The sequence below is a fragment of the Enterococcus sp. DIV1316a genome (assembly GCF_050536915.1).
In the GTDB taxonomy this organism is placed as follows: domain Bacteria; phylum Bacillota; class Bacilli; order Lactobacillales; family Enterococcaceae; genus Enterococcus; species Enterococcus faecalis.
Window position 1 is genome coordinate 1594880 of the sequence record NZ_CP172913.1, and the last position, 15965, is coordinate 1610844.

The following is a 15965-nucleotide window of genomic DNA, read 5'->3' on the forward strand; positions in this document are numbered from 1 at the left end:
AAAATTCCCCTTTTCCATTTACTTATTTTTACGTTTGAATTGTTGGGTAGCTGCTACTGCTTGTTGCCAACCTTCATATAAATCTTCTCGTTCTTCTTCCGCCATAATTGGTTCAAATTGTTGTCCTTCTTCTTGGAATGCTTTGATTTCTTCTAAGTCTTTCCAGAAGCCAACCGCTAAGCCCGCCAAGAAAGCTGCGCCTAAGGCCGTTGTTTCTAAGTTATGGGCTCTTTGAACAGCAGTGTTTAAAATATCTGCTTGGAATTGCATCAAGAAATCATTGTTTGCTGCTCCACCGTCTACTTTTAAGACAGGAATGTCTATGCCTGTATCTTCTTTCATCGTGTCAATAATGTCACGAACTTGATACGCAACTGCTTGAAGTGTCGCTTTGACAAAATCTTCTCTCGTGGTACCGCGTGTTAATCCAAAGACAGCCCCACGCGCTTGTGAATCCCAATATGGTGCGCCCAAACCAGTGAATGCCGGAACCACATAAACTTCATTGTGCCCTGTTGACGCTTTGGCTACTGCTTCAGATTCAGCAGCCGTTTGCAACATTTTTAAGCCATCTCGTAACCATTGAATCGCTGAACCAGCCACGAAGATACTTCCTTCCAAGGCATAATATACTTTGCCGTTAATGCCATAGCCAATAGTGGTAAGCAGATTATTTTTAGAAAGTTGAGGTTCTTCGCCAGTGTTCATGACAATAAATGAGCCTGTTCCATAGGTATTTTTAACCATCCCAGGTTCAAAGGCCATTTGACCAAATAAGGCGGCTTGTTGGTCACCAGCCATCCCAGCGATAGGAACTTCACTTCCGTAAAAATGGTAATTTTTTGTTAATCCATACACTTCAGAGTTCGAAACGACTTTCGGTAACATCACTCGTGGGATATTTAAAAGATCCAAAATTTCTTGATCCCAATCTAAATCATGGATATTAAACAACATCGTCCGGCTTGCATTTGAATAATCAGTGACATGAGTATCTCCCGTTAATTTCCAAACGAGCCAAGTGTCAATTGTTCCAAACATCAATTCTCCATTTTCTGCACGTTCTTGCGCACCTTCTACGTGATCTAAGATCCAACGAACCTTCGTTGCTGAGAAATAAGCATCAATGATTAACCCAGTTTTTTCATGAATCATTTCGCTGTAGCCATCTTCTTTTAGTTGATCAGCAATAGGTGTCGTTTGGCGTGATTGCCAAACAATTGCGTTATAAATGGGTAACCCAGTTGCTTTGTCCCAAACAACGGTTGTTTCCCGTTGGTTTGTAATCCCAATTCCGGCAATATCCGTTGGTTTCACTCCTGACTCAATTAAAGAACCTGCAATAACGGATTGAACAGAATTCCAAATTTCATTGGCATTATGTTCCACCCAGCCTGCATTAGGAAAATATTGAGTAAATTCCTTTTGTGAACTACCAATTTTGTTTCCTTTTTTATCAAAAATAATTGCACGAGAACTAGTCGTTCCTTGATCAATCGCCATAATGTATTTTTCTTCTGCCATGATAATTCCTCCTAAACGTTTTTGAAACCGTTTTCTTTATGTTCCTATCTTACAAACAAAAGAATAACTAAACATGTCAAAAACTTTTTTTATTTTAAAAAAATTGAAAGGATTTCTACTAAAACCAACAAAGACAACGCTTTCAATAATACTTTTATTATCTCTAATTTTTCAATAAAAAGAAACATTTTTGTTTAAAAAAGCCTAATTTTCGACTTTTAGTTGTAAAAAGGCTGGTGCGAGGATCAGACAATTTCCGTCACACCAACCTTTTGTTTATTTCTCCCGCAAGGTGCGTATTTTCTTTTTTAATTGTTGCACATCATAGGTCGAACTTAATTCTGACAAAACATAGACTTCCGGTGTTCCTTGATAGCTCGTTTGCTGATAATTGGTCACAATTAAATCATATGTTTGTTCAGGCTGATACCTCTCCACCAGTGTGCCATTCATATTTTTAAGACTAAGCATTAATACTTGTGTTAACGCCGCTTGATAAAGAGCATCCATTGCTAAATGAATTCCAATTTTTATTTCACCAATCATTTTAAATTCAATTAATGCCAACACGCTTAAATATTTGACCAGAGAAAGTTCATGCAAACTATCTCCTGGTTGATACGTTTCATCAAAACAAGCTAAAGCTTTTTCTAATAACGTTGTTGAAAAAGAAGCTAATTCCCGACTAGATAATTGCTGTTCTTTTTCCCAGATATGGGCCCGATCAAAGACTTCCAATTCTCCTTTAAAAAAATACAGTTTTCCATGAATTTGTGAAAAATAGTAAGCCATGGTTTTCTCAAGAGTAGGTTCAAATTTATGGGGCCGATAATACAAGACCACATTTTCCAAGATAAACGTATCAGCTAAAGAAACAGCGGAACGACGTCCCCGAATTAAGGAATATTCATCAAAAGCTGATTCTGGTAAGACCGACATTGTGATTAGAAAAACAAAATGAATCATGCTTTCTCCTTCGTCTAATTCTAATGAATAACGACTAGAAAAACGGAAAAACAATTGTCGAACTTGCTTAAATAACGGATCTTCTTTAAAATCAATCATTTTCTTTCTCAATTGTTGATATTTTTTTGAAGTGACCGCTAAGCGCTTTTTCGTAATACTCAACCAAAGGCTAACTTTTAACGCATTATGTTCATTAAAAGTAAAACCTAAGCCAGTCTCAATCCCTTCAATTATCCGTTTATTTAACGGCGACATCGTTTTTTTCTGGTGTGTTTCATAGGGAGTAATATACCAATACAACTGAAAGTAAAAGTAACGAATCTGCAATTCTTCTCCCTGTAGTTGTCCATTTTTTATTTGCAAATCAAAGGCGGCTAACAATTGATTGAGTTCTTTAATCTTTCGAAATAAAGAAGACTCACTAATCATAAATTTAGTCGTTAATTGAACAATAGAAAACTCTTTATTACGATATAAATAATCTAAAAGTTGAAATTTAAGAGACTCTTTTACAAATGCTTCAATTAAATGATTCAACGAAAAAAAATCCGATAAGGTGATTGATAGCTGCTGGCCATCATAAGTAAGCTGACAGTCCTGTCCAAAAGGTTTCAAAAAATAATGTAAATCCTCTAAGTCTTTTTCAAAGGAGGCTTTTGTGACCGCTAAAAATGCTGTTAAATCAGAGACTGAGCAGGTACCGCCTGCTAAGATGGTTTGTTGCACCGTTAATAATTGTCGCATCGCTTTCTTTTCCAATAACGTCTCAACTTTCATCGTTCTCTCTCCAATAAGCCGAAGCACCCATCAAATTTGTAATATCATAAATATTGGTTAAGGAAGGTTGATAAAAATAATCTTTTTGTAATAGGTCTGTCAGTGTCTGACCTGTTTGGATACTTAATGCTAACGTATTTATTTTTTCTAAACAATTGTTTTTTGAACAAAGCTGTGCCCCAAGGACCCGTTGTGTCACTTTATCATAGATTAATTTGCCTAAAATTTCTGTCCCATGTTGTAGAGGCGGCGCTGGCTGTCTAACAATTACGGAAGCAAGTGTTTGCGGAAAAAATAAACCTTCCGTTTCGGTTAGACCTGTACTAGCAAGGTAATAGTCCCCCACTTTTGTTCCCATTGTTCGCAAAGAGCCAATGAATCGGTGTGTTTTTTCTTCTAAATTGTTGGCGACTACTAAGCCAGTTCGTACCGCATTGTTCACTAACGGAGCATAAAAAGTTTCCGCGACTGGTTCATTCATAACTGAAATGCAATCTCCGATGGCAAAAACATTCGGCACTGAAGTTTGTAAATAAGCATCCACCGCGATTGTCTGATCCAGATTCCGTTGAATTTTTTTATCCAAATAGGCTAATTGAGGATGTAAGTTTAAAGCAAAAATCCCACTGTCACAAGAAATTTCCTGCTCGCTTGTTTCAAGAACAATACCATTTGCTGTTTCTTCAATTCCTAGGACCGTTTCTTCAAAATGGAAAATTACTGCTTGTTTTTCCAAAGATTTTTGAACTTCTGCGACCATTTCTTTATCAAAATATTTAGGCAATAGATTTTCCAAGCTTTCAAAGACATGGACCGTTTTCTTCATTTTCACAAGAAAATCAATAGCTTCCATTCCAATGGGTCCTGCACCAATGACAGCTACTGTCTGGCTTTTTTCCAGTAATGGAACAGCCGCTAAAGCACCTGATAAAAATTTATATTTGAGTAGTTTTTCTGTTTGACTACCACGAATTTGCGTGGAAAACTGGCTCGCGCCTGTCGCTAAAATCAATTTATCATAAGAATACCACTGTTGCTCTTCCTTTCGTGTCCAAGCAATCAATTGGTTCTCAACATCCATTGCCACAACTTCTCTATTTAAAAGCAACTGAATCTTTTGACGACGTAATTCCTCTTCCGTTATGTAACGTGCTTCGTGTAATTCATTGATGGTATGATTAAAATACGCACTTAAGCCACCAGATAAATACCCCACTGTTGCTTGTTTATCAATTAAAGAAATTTCTGCTTGGGGATATTTTTTCCTTGAAGCAATTGCTGCGGAAATACCTGCGAATGATGCACCAATAATCACAATTTTCATTTGTTTCCTCCTCTGTCAGGACCTACTATACTTCTCTCAGTTTATCATGATTAAAAAGAATGCTAAAGCAACAACTATAGTTTTCCCTTAAAATAATTATTTTTTGCTGAGCGCATTGCTTTTCAAGCACTTTCATTTTCATTTATAATAAATGTTACTACTGTTTGAGGAGGAGTTTTCATGTCTGCAACGAAAGAGCAATTGGAACTATTTTTATTTTATTTATCTGAAACCCATACAAAAAGTTTATCTTTACATGACTTAGTTACAAGTCGACCACGCCCAGAAGAAGCGCGTATTTTATTAAATATTAACGAGGTTTTCACTTACTATCATAGCGCTCGTGTTCTCTACACAAGTGTTCCTGCTCTTGAAAACAACAAGTCTGAGCCTTTTTTTCAAGCCTTCGAAAATTTTTATTTTGAATTAAAACAACATTTTTTCAATGAAGAAGATGAAACCAATCAATTGAATGAACGTCTAGAGGAAATGAAAATTGCCTTTGAACAATTGACGGATGACTACAATGTTCTATAATAGAAGAGAACAATTCGTTGAGAAGGGGTCCTTATGAAGCAAGAAGAAGTGATTGAACGTTTAAAAGAAGAACTAAATTTGCCATTTTTTAATGGCACGCTAGAAGAAAAGAACTATTCTGAAGCAGATTATCAACAAATCAAGAAAGAGTTAATTCAATACTTTGATGATTATGTGCGAAATGTTGAAAATTAAAAAGAGAAAAAACTTCGTTCAACGCGAAGTTTTTTCTCTTTTTAATTACTTATTTTTTAAAATCATCATAGCTTCAAAAGGTTGTAATTCTAGTTCCTGTGTCACTATTTTCCGCGGATAGTTAGCCACTAAGATTTGACTTCCCTCAGTTAAATTAATCCCTGTATCAAAACGAATAGTTTCACTTGTAAAATTCGATACAACCAAAACGGTTTCATCATCGAATACTCGCTTATAGGCAAACACTTGATTATTTTCTGCATCAATTAATTCAAAATCTCCTTTAACAAAAATCGGCATTTCCTTCCTAAATTTAATTAGTTTTTGATACGTATAAAAAACCGAATTTTTATCTTCAAGTGCTCGCTCAACATTTACCTCATCGTGAGTAGGACCCATTAACCAAGGTTTGTTAGTAGAGAAGCCATAATATTTTTCATCCGTCCATTGCATAGGAATTCGACAGTTATCTCGTGATTTTTGTCGTAATGCCGCTAAAGCATACTCTTTTGAATCGCCCCGTGCAATCATCATATTGTAGGCATTAATTGATTCACGGTCATCGTATTCTGAAATATTTTGAAAATAAGCATCTTTCATGGCAATTTCTTCCCCTTGATAGACAAAAGTTGTACCATGTAAGCCAAATTCTGTAATTGCTAAATTTTTCGCACTTTCAGTCCGAAATTCCTCATCATCTAAAAAGCGTGCCAGCGCACGTGGTTGATCATGGTTCGTCCAGAACAAAGCATTCCAGCCGCCTTCATTGTACATTTTTTGTTGCCAATACGCCATTATTTTTTTTAGTTCTGTTAACTGATAGTCACTTACTGCCCACTTCTCCCCATTTGGATAATCAACTTTCATATGGTGAAAGTTAAAAGCCATTGAAAGTTCTTGGCGTTCAGGTTTCGTATATAAAATAACTTGTTCAGGCGTAGTAGATGATAATTCCCCCACCGTCACTAATTGATACGGTGTAAAAACTTCTTTATTCATTAAATGTAAAAATTCATGAATACGTGGTCCATCCGAATAGTACGTTCGCCCGTCATTTTTCGGTGTCTCTAATGTATCATTAGGAAAGGATTGGTCTTTAGAAATATTATTAATCACATCTAAACGAAAACCATCAATTCCTTTTTCCGCCCACCATTTCATCATAGTGATTATTTCTTCTCGTAATTTAGGATTTTCCCAATTCAGATCGGGCATTGTTTTTTCATATAAATGTAAATAATATTGTCCTGAGGTGGGCTCGTATTCCCATGCAGAACCAGAAAATTTAGATACCCAATTATTTGGCTCTTTTCCATTGACAGGGTCTTTCCAGATATAATAATTTCGATAAGGATTATCTTTGCCCTTCAAAGCTTCTTGAAACCAATAGTGTGCAGAAGAAGTATGATTAACAACTAAATCCATCATTATTCGGATATTTTTTTCATGTGCTTTATTTAATAATTCTTCAAAATCAGCCATTGTCCCAAATTTCGAGTCAATGTTATAGTAATCAGCAATATCATAGCCATTATCTCTTTGCGGAGAGACATACATAGGGGTTAACCAAAGATAGGAAACACCTAAATTTTCCAGATAATCTAATTTTTCAATGATTCCTTTGATATCACCAAATCCATCATTATTCGTATCCTTAAATGAACGTGGATAAATTTGATAAATCGTGCCTGATTTCCAATTTTCGTTTGTCATCTTCTATTCCATCCTTAATTTACTGCATTTTTAAAAACATTTTTCTTTTCTATACCAGTTCCCATAACATCATCATCTTTATAACCAAAAAACCAAACGAGTGCCATAGAAACAGTGATACACAAAATTGTTGTCACCCAAAAAACCAGAAAATTATTTGGATTTCCGTTTACCCATTCTTGTGTAGTAGGATTCAATACTCCTTTAGCTGCAAAGTTTGGAAAACCAATTAGCGAACCAGAAAATCCATACATATGGAGATTTAGAAAGCCCGCCGCTCCTGCACCAACAGCTGCACCAATGGAACTCATAATAAACACACGTGGATATTTTAAGTTTACACCATACATTGCAGGCTCCGTTACACCGCAAAAGGCAGAAATTGCAGCTGGTAAAGTTAATCCTTTAACTGGCGCTTTGCGTGTTTTTAAGAATACCGCCAGCGTTCCTGCTCCTTGAGCAAGCATTGTATAACTAGCCAACATATTTAAACTAGACTCACCAGTTGTAGCAATTTGTAATGAAATGATTGGAACAACTAACCAATGGAGACCAAAAATCACCAAACATTGATAGAATCCACCAATTATTAAACCGGCTATCCCAAGTTGAATAACATTTTGTCCATTACCAATTAAAAATTCAACACCAGAACCAAAAGCAGATGAAATCATTGAGATAACAGGACCAACGCCAATAAAAATGATTGATGCTGTCACAAAAAAAGTAATTAACGGTCTAAAAATTGGCTGAAGTGCAATCGGTAAAACTTTTTTGAGCCACCTTCCTAAAGGTGCAGCTATAGCCGCTGCTACAATGATTGGGAATATAGAGTACGCATAGTTAGGCAACACAATCGGAATACCAAAATAATCAGCATTAAATGTAGGTCCTGTTGCTCCAAACATCTGAAATAACTTACCTGCAGTTACTGTCCATCCTGTTAAAACACCATGAACATCATAATTTGCTATCGCCGTTGCTCCATTCGTTGTTACGCCAGCTGCCGCAATTGCTTGATTTGCGGTCTCGATTGCTCCTTTTGTAAAATTGACTACTGTTGGATGATCCAAACTAACAATATTACGAATGTTTGGTGCAATCATGGCTGCCCCGACTGCCGCTACGACATATGGATCAGCTTTTAGTTGTTTTGCGGCAGAAAAACCGATTAAAACAGGTAAAAAATAAAATGGAACCATTGATAATGTTGAAATTAATAAATACGTTGTACTGTGTGGATCAAGCACATTAATTAATCCATTCCCTTTTGTGAAAATAGCTAGTAAGCCGTTAATTAATCCACCAGCAGCTAATAACCCAATAACAGGAATCATGGATCCTGTTATTGTTCCGATAATTATTTGAAAATAGTGAGAAATAATTTCTTTAAAGCCTTGTGGTTGTTTCTTTGGTAATTTTGCTGATTTATCTATTTGATTTTTAAAATCTTTTGTAGCTAATTGACTATCTACAGCAGTATAAACATCTTCAACCGCTTGACCAATCACCACGTGATACTGATTTAAATTGGTGTTATAAAAAGCTTTTACTGAAGGAACTTTAGGTGCTGAAAGCTTTTCCAGTTTCTCTTGATTTACTTTCTCGATGTCCTTTAAAGTAAATCGCAGACGTGTAATGCAATGAAATACTTTTTCAATATTATCTTCTCCACCAACGCCAACAATAATTGCCTGTGCCAATTCTTGATAATTTGATTTCACTATCTTCTCCTCCTTCATGAGTTTACTGGCCAAGAAACTCATCATTTAACCGCAAACGTTTACAAAATTATTGTAACCTGTTTAAACAAGTTAGTCAATAACTTGTTTAAACAGGTTTCTAAATAATAAAAAAACAAAAGCCAACTGGCTTTTGTTTTTTTAATGGACCACCACTTCTGTAAATACATATTTATCCGGTCTATGTTTAGAAATTGTGTATTCAAACAATTTACCTAACTGTGTATAGGCCGTATTTCTAATGATCACTGCAGTATCATAGCTATGGCTGTGCAATAGTTCTTTATCTTCTTTCGTTAATAGTTCAACTGTAATGACGCGTTTTGATGTTGAAACATGAATATTCAACGTTTTTTCCAAGTATTCATAAATGGAATCTTCTGCTATTTCAGTAGTCAAATTTTGCACAACATCTTTTAGAAAATAATTTTCATCCACAACGATTGGATCTTTTTTTTGCATTCTTAATCGAACAATTCGATAAATTGTTTCTCCCACTTGAAAAGGTAATTTTTTGGTCAATTCTTCCGTCATCACTTCTTCAGAAAAAGACAATACTTTCGTAGACATTTCTAGATGTGTGCGATTAGTAAATTGTTTAAAACTTTCTATTTTATCTAGCGAAACACCTAACGAATGTGGCGTACTTATAATTGAGACACCCTTTCCAGGGATACTAACTGTTAATCCTTGATTCGTTAATTCTTTTAATGCGCGACGGATTGTATTGCGTGAGACTCCATACTCTTTTACTAAAGTATTTTCAGAAGGCATCATTTCATGATAAATACCAGTATCAATTTTATCACGTAGGCTTTCATAAATTTCCATGTACTTAGTTCTTGTCATATCTGCTCACTCTTTCTCCGATGATAATTTCACTTTACTATACTTGAAAGATTTTGACTAGTCTTATTTATGCGCGCAACATTAAACATATTTTAAATGATGCTGCCTAAAAAATACCAATGTTTCAAAATAAAAAAATAACAAAAAAAACCACCGGCAGTTTTGCCGATGGAAAAGGAGTATTTACTCAATAAGAGTAAAATGAAAAATAAAAAGGTTGTTGTTGGTATGAATTAATAATACAATACACTTTCTCTTTTGTCCATAAAAAAGACATGAAAAAAATATTAAATTCGTTAGTTATTTTTATTAGTTTTTTATTTTTTCAAAAGAATGTTGCTCATCCGCGTAATGGCAAAGGTTAATTCATCCGTTGCTTGATCCTGCTTTTCCTCTGAAGCATTAAATAAATCTGCATCAATACCTGTTTCTGGATCTGTTGCTAAAATCATTTCATTGCATCCTGCTACATATTCTGTATAAGCATGTTGAAATTTTTTGTGAATGCCAAGTACTTGTGGCGTCGGTTTTAATGTTCCGACTTTTTTGAGCATTAATTCATATTTTTCAGTACCTTCTTTAAATTTTGCTTGAATTTCTGCAATTCGTTCGGCTGTTAAATCATTCACTTTATTCTTATCGATCGCTTGACGAACTTCTTCGTAATATGGATTCATGACTTCGCCAATGTCTTCTGTTGTTTTAACGATATCATTAATTGTTTGAACGTAAAATCCTAAATTTGGTCTCATAACCATCCCTCTTTTCCCTTTTCTCTTTCACTCCATTTTACACTTTTTCTATTCCATCTGACAAGTGGCACTTTTTCAGTCTTCATTCTTTTGATTCTTAACAGAGAAAACATAGTGAGGCATCGTTTTGCCACGGTATGTTTTAATGTATCGATCCCTAACAAGCATCTGGTTTCGAATAGCGACATTCATAGAGGCTAAGTTCGTATCACGAATCGTTGAAATAACTTCTGGAAAATTTAATACATCGAATGCGTACTGTTTTGTCGCTGCGGCAGCTTCAATCGCATACCCTTTGTGCCATTCTTTCACACATAAATGATAACCAATTTCTGGATAGCTCTTACCTTTTACTAATTGATTGGTGAGACCACACTCGCCGATGACTTCGCCTGTTCGTTTCTTCTCTAACGCCCATAAGCCGTAGCCGTATTCTTGATAGGACTGTAAGTTCCACTTTAGCCAGTTTGCGACCTCTTCATCAGAAAAAGCGTGTTCATAAGCATACATCACATTTTCATCTTGCAAAAATTTTTTCAATTCCACTTCATCTTCCGACTGCCATTCTCTGACAATAAGTCGTTGTGTTTCGAAAATAATTTTCCGTTTCAAGCCCTTTCACTCCTTACATAAAGAAAAATTGACTGGTTTAAGTACCAGCCAATTTTCTTTTCTTATTTATTAAGCACCTTTACCTGCTTTACGTTGGAAGAACTTCACAATTTCCACAATTGGGATGATAGCAAAAGAAGTACCTGCTACAATTGCCCATTGATATGCATCTAAATGTGTGACGCTGAATAAATCATTAAATCCTGGAATAACAATCGTTGCAGCTAATAGCAAGAACGAAACAAGAATCCCATAGTTAAATGATTTGTTGCGGAATAAGCCAACTTTGAAAATTGATTGATAAATCGACTTCACATTAAAGGCATGGAACAATTGAATTAATCCCAAAGTAGCGAAGGCCATGGTTAAAGCATCGCCGTGTTGTAAATCATACAACGCTTGCGCCGATAAGTTTGTGTTAGCTGCGGTATGTGCTGGGAACATAATTGACATTTTATACACAATCAAAGTCAATGCCCCTTGCGTAATCCCTTGATAAACAACACTGCTTAAAACGCCGCCAGAGAAGAAGTTCGATTTTTTACCACGAGGTTCATGGCTCATCACATCACGTTCTGCTGGTTCCACACCTAACGCAATCGCTGGGAAAGTATCCGTTACTAAGTTAATCCACAATAAGTGAACAGGTAACAAGGTATCCCAATTGAGCATTGTTGCAATAAACAAGGTTAATACTTCCCCTAAGTTAGCTGAAAGTAAATATTGAATCGTTTTTTGGATATTTGAGAAAACTTTACGTCCTTCTTCTACCGCTACAATAATTGTTGAAAAGTTATCATCGGCAAGTACCATATCTGAAGCACCTTTTGATACTTCTGTTCCGGTAATTCCCATACCAATCCCGATGTCAGCAGCTTTTAAGGCTGGGGCATCATTTACGCCATCACCAGTCATCGCAACCACTTTTCCTTCTTGTTGCCACGCTTTAACAATCCGAACCTTGTGTTCTGGTGAAACACGAGCATAGACAGAGTAGTGTCCCACGACTTGTGCGAATTTTTCATCTGACAATTCATTTAATTCAGCGCCTGTAATGACTGCATCGTCGTCGTCTTCTTTGATGATGCCTAAACGTGCCGCAATTGCTTCTGCTGTATCACGGTGGTCACCCGTAATCATAATTGGACGAATACCCGCTTCTTTCGCGACTTTTACAGCATCTGCAGCTTCTTTTCTTTCTGGGTCAATCATACCGACTAAACCAGCAAATGTTAAATCTTTTTCCACAAGTTCAGAACTCATTTCGGCTGGAATCGTCTCAACATATTTATAAGCCATTCCTAAAACACGTAAGGCTTGTTTCGCTAATGAGGTGTTTGTTTTCAAAATTTCTTGACGTTTTGTTTCATCTAATGGACTTGTTTCTCCATTTGATAAGATTTCCGTACAACGTTTCAATAATTCATCTGGTGCACCTTTGACAGAAACTAGGAAGCCACCTGTTTTTAATTCATGAACTGTAGTCATTAATTTACGATCAGAGTCAAAAGGAATCTCTGCCACACGAGGTTCAGCTGCTACTTTTTCGGTTACGTTAAACGCATGATCTAAACCAAATTGTACTAAGGCAGTTTCTGTTGGGTCACCAATTAATGAACCATCTTGAGCGATTTTTGTATCATTCGTAAAGTTCATGATTTTTAAAGCCATATTATCGGCAGGGATTTCTGTGGAAGCAGATAAAACTTGACCATCTGTATACAACGCTTCAACGGTCATTTGATTTAAGGTTAACGTACCTGTTTTATCTGAACAGATAATATCTGTACTTCCTAATGTTTCAACGGCTGGTAACTTACGGACAATCGCATTTTTCTTGGCCATTTTTTGAGTCCCTAAAGCCAAAATAATTGTGACAATCGCTGGTAATCCTTCTGGAATTGCCGCTACAGCTAACGAAATTGACGTTAATAACATGTCAATCCATGAACGACCATTCATCATTCCTACCACAAACATCACCGCTGCAATGACTAAAATGGCAATTGTTAACATTTTACCCAATTGGTTTAAGTTTTGTTTTAAAGGCGTTTCCGTTTCTTGTTCGCTTGCTAGCATGCCAGCAATTTTACCGACTTCTGTATTCATTCCTGTGCCAACCACAACGCCAAGACCACGTCCATACGTCACATTACTATTGGAATAAGCCATATTGATTCGGTCACCGATACCAATATCGGTTCCCTCTAAGATGGTTACTTCTTTTTCAACTGGAACAGATTCACCGGTTAACGCTGCTTCTTCAATTTTTAAGCTATTCGCTTCCAATAAACGTAAATCGGCTGGAACGACATCCCCTGCTTCTAATAAAACAATGTCACCTGGCACTAATTCATCGCTTTTAACAGTAATGACGTGTCCATCACGGCGAACATTCGCATTTGGTGAAGACATTTCTTTTAATGCTTCAATGGCTTGTTCCGCTTTGGCTTCTTGGATGACCCCAAAGATGGCATTCAAGATAACAACCACTAAGATGATAATCGAGTCTACCACATCATGGGAAAAGACGGCTGAAATGACCGCTGCCGCTAATAAAACAATAATCATAAAATCTTTGAATTGCTCAAAGAATTTCACGGCAAGTGATTTTTTCTTCCCTTCATCTAGCACATTTTCCCCGTACGTTTCTAAACGCTTTTGAGCCTCCTGTGCACTTAATCCATCAGTTGTTGTGTTCATTTTCTCCAAAACAACTGTGTCGTCTTGTGCGTAAAACGCTTCAGACAATTGTGTTTTCTTTTCTTCTGACATGTTCTTCCTCCTCTATTTTTTGCAGCATCCTTCAAGTACTATTTTACATTTCATCAAAAATAAATGAAAAAAAATAGACTTGTGTATGCTACTTCGTCGAACATACATAAGTCTCACCGTTTAAGACAACACCAGAAATTGCTTTCGGAGTTGGTGATGTTGTCACAGCATAAATACTGTCAGTTACTCCCTCATGAAAAAACTATTTAACATTGATTGGAGAACCAATGTTATGAATAATTACTTAATTAGTATACCGTTTTCCATTCTTTTTTTCAAATAAAAGTTCTGCTCATTTGAAAAAAACTGAAATCCTTTCATTCGGATTCCAGTTTCTTGATTTGTATTCGTAAAATACGCTGTTGTCCCCGCTTTCTCGACCAACTAATAACCCAAGAAAGTAAGAAAAGACTAATCACGGTTCCTTCACGAACAAAAATCGGCAAATGATAACTAATGGACAATCCTAGTGCTAAACTGACACAAAAAATATCAACTAAATAACGATAAAACTGAAAACTATAGCGCGTTCTTTCAGAAATAAGTGTACAAAATTTTTCAATTGGAAATTGCAAAACACCTAGCGCAACTACCTGTCCTGTCCCGATTCCTGCTATGATTGTCCCTAAAATAAATAGAACAATTTTAACCAAATAATTTTGAAAAACAAGCGAACCAAATAATTGATATAAGAAAAAATTAATGACAAAACCAAAGCCAATTAACGTCACCAAAATAATCAAATAGTCCTGAATTTTACGCTGCTGATCTAACAACCAACACGTGCCTAAAAAAGCGAAATTGATAGCTGTGGTAACAGTTCCGACTTTTAAATGTGTAAGTGTTGCAAAGGTCACATTAAACGCATTAAAACTGCTAACCCCGATGCCTGCTTGAATTGTCAAACTGATGCCCAATGCACTAATTAAATAAAAAAGAAACGATAGCACAATTTTTTTCTTCCACATTATAAAAACTCCTCTACTCTTGATACGTCTATTATGTGCTACAATAGAAGAAACAAATAGGAGATATCTCCTATTATAAGGAGAAAAAAATGCTTAAAACAGCCTACCAACAATCACCGAAACAAGAATTAGCTAAAAATACGCCTTTTTTTAATGAAACTGATTTAAAACACAGTTTTATTATCGATTTTGAAAATCAAGAATTCATTCATCACCAAGCAGAGCCATTAAATTATCTTTTTTATTTAATCAAAGGAAAAGCGAAAATTTTAAAAACAGAACGCAATGGCCGCCAATCCATTGTTCAGTTTTTAACGACAGGTGATTTAATTGGCGATTTAACATTAGTTCAAGCGGAAACGATAACCAAGGACGTTATCGCCTTAGGTGAAACCTGTTGTTTGGCTGTACCTTTAGCTTACGCAGAAACTGTTTTAAAAAACAAGGTGCTTTTTATGCAGCAACTCAGCCATTATCTAGGGAAAAAAATGCTCCAACGGGTGGACCACTTTACAACGAATCAGACCTATGAACTAAGTTATCGGCTAGCGGAATTGCTATTGGTTGCCGCTAATCACGAAGATGTTTATAAAGAAAAGCATACTGAGATTGCCGAATACTTAGGGGTTAGTTATCGCCATCTTATTTATACTTTCAAACAATTTCGAGAGCGCGGCTTTATTCAAAAACAAGGAACTGCTTATCACATCAACCGCTTAGCGTTACATTCTTTTGTGCAAAAAATGAAGAGTTAAAGTGGTGGATTGTTGACAAATAGTGCGCTTCCCGCTACCCTATTCTTATTAATAAGAAAGAAGGGACAGCAATGGAGCAAGCATCATTTACTGTATCTAGTTGGCAAGAACAACCGATTGACAATCTTAATGAAAATTTCCCAGTGAATCAAGCGAGCGCTTCTTATCAATTGTCAGGCGCCTTATCTGGGACAGCTTCTGTAGAATACTTAATGACTTATCAAGGCTCTTCAATGGCAGATGGGCTTGAAGCTGTGGCTCAAGTGGTCGGTTTCCTACATTTCGAAGGAACTTATTTAGGAAAAAAAGGCACCTTTACTGCTTGCGAAAAAGGGACGTTTACACAGGGTCTTTTAGACTGCCCAGGTGAACTATTTCAAGCATCAGGTGAGCTTTCCGGTTTATCTGGTCGCTACACTTATGAATTTAGTCAAGAAGAAGCGCTTCTTCATTTAGACTTTGTATAATAAAAAATT

Annotated in this window: 14 protein-coding genes; 4 read left to right on the top strand and 10 right to left on the bottom strand. The window is 36.2% G+C overall.

Annotation, left to right across the window (positions count from 1 at the left end):
- Positions 1-18: 18 nt before the first annotated feature.
- The 3 genes from glpK to IGL56_RS07725 form a co-directional block, all read right to left on the bottom strand.
- Entirely contained in the window at positions 19-1524 is a 1506-nt protein-coding gene (glpK, locus tag IGL56_RS07715; protein WP_002357138.1) for a glycerol kinase GlpK, read from the bottom strand.
- Positions 1525-1800: 276 nt separating this feature from the next.
- Positions 1801-3267, bottom strand: a complete 1467-nt coding sequence (locus IGL56_RS07720) for a helix-turn-helix domain-containing protein (RefSeq protein WP_002385844.1) — start codon at positions 3265-3267, stop codon at positions 1801-1803.
- The gene (locus IGL56_RS07725; protein WP_002357136.1) at positions 3257-4591 is read right to left on the bottom strand and encodes an FAD-dependent oxidoreductase; all 1335 of its coding nucleotides are present in this window, start codon (positions 4589-4591) and stop codon (positions 3257-3259) included. The genes IGL56_RS07720 and IGL56_RS07725 overlap by 11 nt, the downstream gene beginning before the upstream one ends.
- 180 nt (positions 4592-4771) lie before the next feature.
- Here IGL56_RS07725 and IGL56_RS07730 point away from each other — a divergent pair, with 180 nt between their 5' ends.
- Positions 4772-5128 (top strand): hypothetical protein, encoded by a 357-nt coding sequence (locus IGL56_RS07730; RefSeq protein WP_002357135.1) that lies wholly within the window; start codon positions 4772-4774, stop codon positions 5126-5128.
- A gap of 33 nt (positions 5129-5161) precedes the next feature.
- Positions 5162-5323, top strand: coding sequence for a hypothetical protein (locus IGL56_RS07735; protein ID WP_002357133.1), 162 nt, complete (start codon positions 5162-5164; stop codon positions 5321-5323).
- A 45-nt stretch (positions 5324-5368) separates the two neighbouring features.
- Here IGL56_RS07735 and IGL56_RS07740 read toward each other — a convergent pair whose 3' ends face one another.
- The 7 genes from IGL56_RS07740 to IGL56_RS07770 all read right to left on the bottom strand — a co-directional run bounded on the left by IGL56_RS07740 (position 5369) and on the right by IGL56_RS07770 (position 14734).
- Entirely contained in the window at positions 5369-7036 is a 1668-nt protein-coding gene (locus tag IGL56_RS07740; protein ID WP_002392323.1) for an alpha,alpha-phosphotrehalase, read from the bottom strand.
- Between the two features lie 14 nt (positions 7037-7050).
- A complete protein-coding gene (locus IGL56_RS07745) occupies positions 7051-8805 on the bottom strand; it encodes a PTS transporter subunit EIIC (protein ID WP_065813786.1) in 1755 nt (584 codons plus the stop codon).
- A gap of 114 nt (positions 8806-8919) precedes the next feature.
- Positions 8920-9627 carry a GntR family transcriptional regulator gene (locus IGL56_RS07750; RefSeq protein ID WP_002357130.1) on the bottom strand — a complete coding sequence of 236 codons (708 nt, stop codon included), beginning with the start codon at positions 9625-9627 and terminating at the stop codon, positions 8920-8922.
- Positions 9628-9944: 317 nt separating this feature from the next.
- Positions 9945-10385 (bottom strand): hypothetical protein, encoded by a 441-nt coding sequence (locus tag IGL56_RS07755; RefSeq protein WP_002385841.1) that lies wholly within the window; start codon positions 10383-10385, stop codon positions 9945-9947.
- A gap of 69 nt (positions 10386-10454) precedes the next feature.
- A complete protein-coding gene (locus IGL56_RS07760) occupies positions 10455-10991 on the bottom strand; it encodes a GNAT family N-acetyltransferase (protein WP_002357127.1) in 537 nt (178 codons plus the stop codon).
- Positions 10992-11060: 69 nt separating this feature from the next.
- Positions 11061-13766: a cation-translocating P-type ATPase gene (locus tag IGL56_RS07765; protein WP_065813785.1), complete on the bottom strand. Its 2706-nt coding sequence runs from the start codon at positions 13764-13766 to the stop codon at positions 11061-11063.
- A gap of 317 nt (positions 13767-14083) precedes the next feature.
- On the bottom strand, positions 14084-14734 hold the full coding sequence (locus IGL56_RS07770; protein WP_429861327.1) for a YczE/YyaS/YitT family protein: 651 nt from the start codon (positions 14732-14734) through the stop codon (positions 14084-14086).
- Between the two features lie 89 nt (positions 14735-14823).
- Here IGL56_RS07770 and yeiL point away from each other — a divergent pair, with 89 nt between their 5' ends.
- Both yeiL and IGL56_RS07780 read left to right on the top strand, forming a co-directional pair.
- A complete protein-coding gene (gene yeiL / locus IGL56_RS07775) occupies positions 14824-15489 on the top strand; it encodes a transcriptional regulator YeiL (RefSeq protein WP_002357123.1) in 666 nt (221 codons plus the stop codon).
- A 71-nt stretch (positions 15490-15560) separates the two neighbouring features.
- On the top strand, positions 15561-15956 hold the full coding sequence (locus tag IGL56_RS07780) for a DUF3224 domain-containing protein (RefSeq protein ID WP_002357122.1): 396 nt from the start codon (positions 15561-15563) through the stop codon (positions 15954-15956).
- Positions 15957-15965: the final 9 nt, after the last annotated feature.

Coding starts and splice junctions, on each gene's coding strand:
- glpK (WP_002357138.1), bottom strand. CDS start 1,524: ATGGCAGAAGAAAAATACATTATGGCGATTGATCAAGGAACGACTAGT.
- IGL56_RS07720 (WP_002385844.1), bottom strand. CDS start 3,267: ATGAAAGTTGAGACGTTATTGGAAAAGAAAGCGATGCGACAATTATTA.
- IGL56_RS07725 (WP_002357136.1), bottom strand. CDS start 4,591: ATGAAAATTGTGATTATTGGTGCATCATTCGCAGGTATTTCCGCAGCA.
- IGL56_RS07730 (WP_002357135.1), top strand. CDS start 4,772: ATGTCTGCAACGAAAGAGCAATTGGAACTATTTTTATTTTATTTATCT.
- IGL56_RS07735 (WP_002357133.1), top strand. CDS start 5,162: ATGAAGCAAGAAGAAGTGATTGAACGTTTAAAAGAAGAACTAAATTTG.
- IGL56_RS07740 (WP_002392323.1), bottom strand. CDS start 7,036: ATGACAAACGAAAATTGGAAATCAGGCACGATTTATCAAATTTATCCA.
- IGL56_RS07745 (WP_065813786.1), bottom strand. CDS start 8,805: ATGATGAGTTTCTTGGCCAGTAAACTCATGAAGGAGGAGAAGATAGTG.
- IGL56_RS07750 (WP_002357130.1), bottom strand. CDS start 9,627: ATGACAAGAACTAAGTACATGGAAATTTATGAAAGCCTACGTGATAAA.
- IGL56_RS07755 (WP_002385841.1), bottom strand. CDS start 10,385: ATGGTTATGAGACCAAATTTAGGATTTTACGTTCAAACAATTAATGAT.
- IGL56_RS07765 (WP_065813785.1), bottom strand. CDS start 13,766: ATGTCAGAAGAAAAGAAAACACAATTGTCTGAAGCGTTTTACGCACAA.
- IGL56_RS07770 (WP_429861327.1), bottom strand. CDS start 14,734: ATGTGGAAGAAAAAAATTGTGCTATCGTTTCTTTTTTATTTAATTAGT.
- yeiL (WP_002357123.1), top strand. CDS start 14,824: ATGCTTAAAACAGCCTACCAACAATCACCGAAACAAGAATTAGCTAAA.
- IGL56_RS07780 (WP_002357122.1), top strand. CDS start 15,561: ATGGAGCAAGCATCATTTACTGTATCTAGTTGGCAAGAACAACCGATT.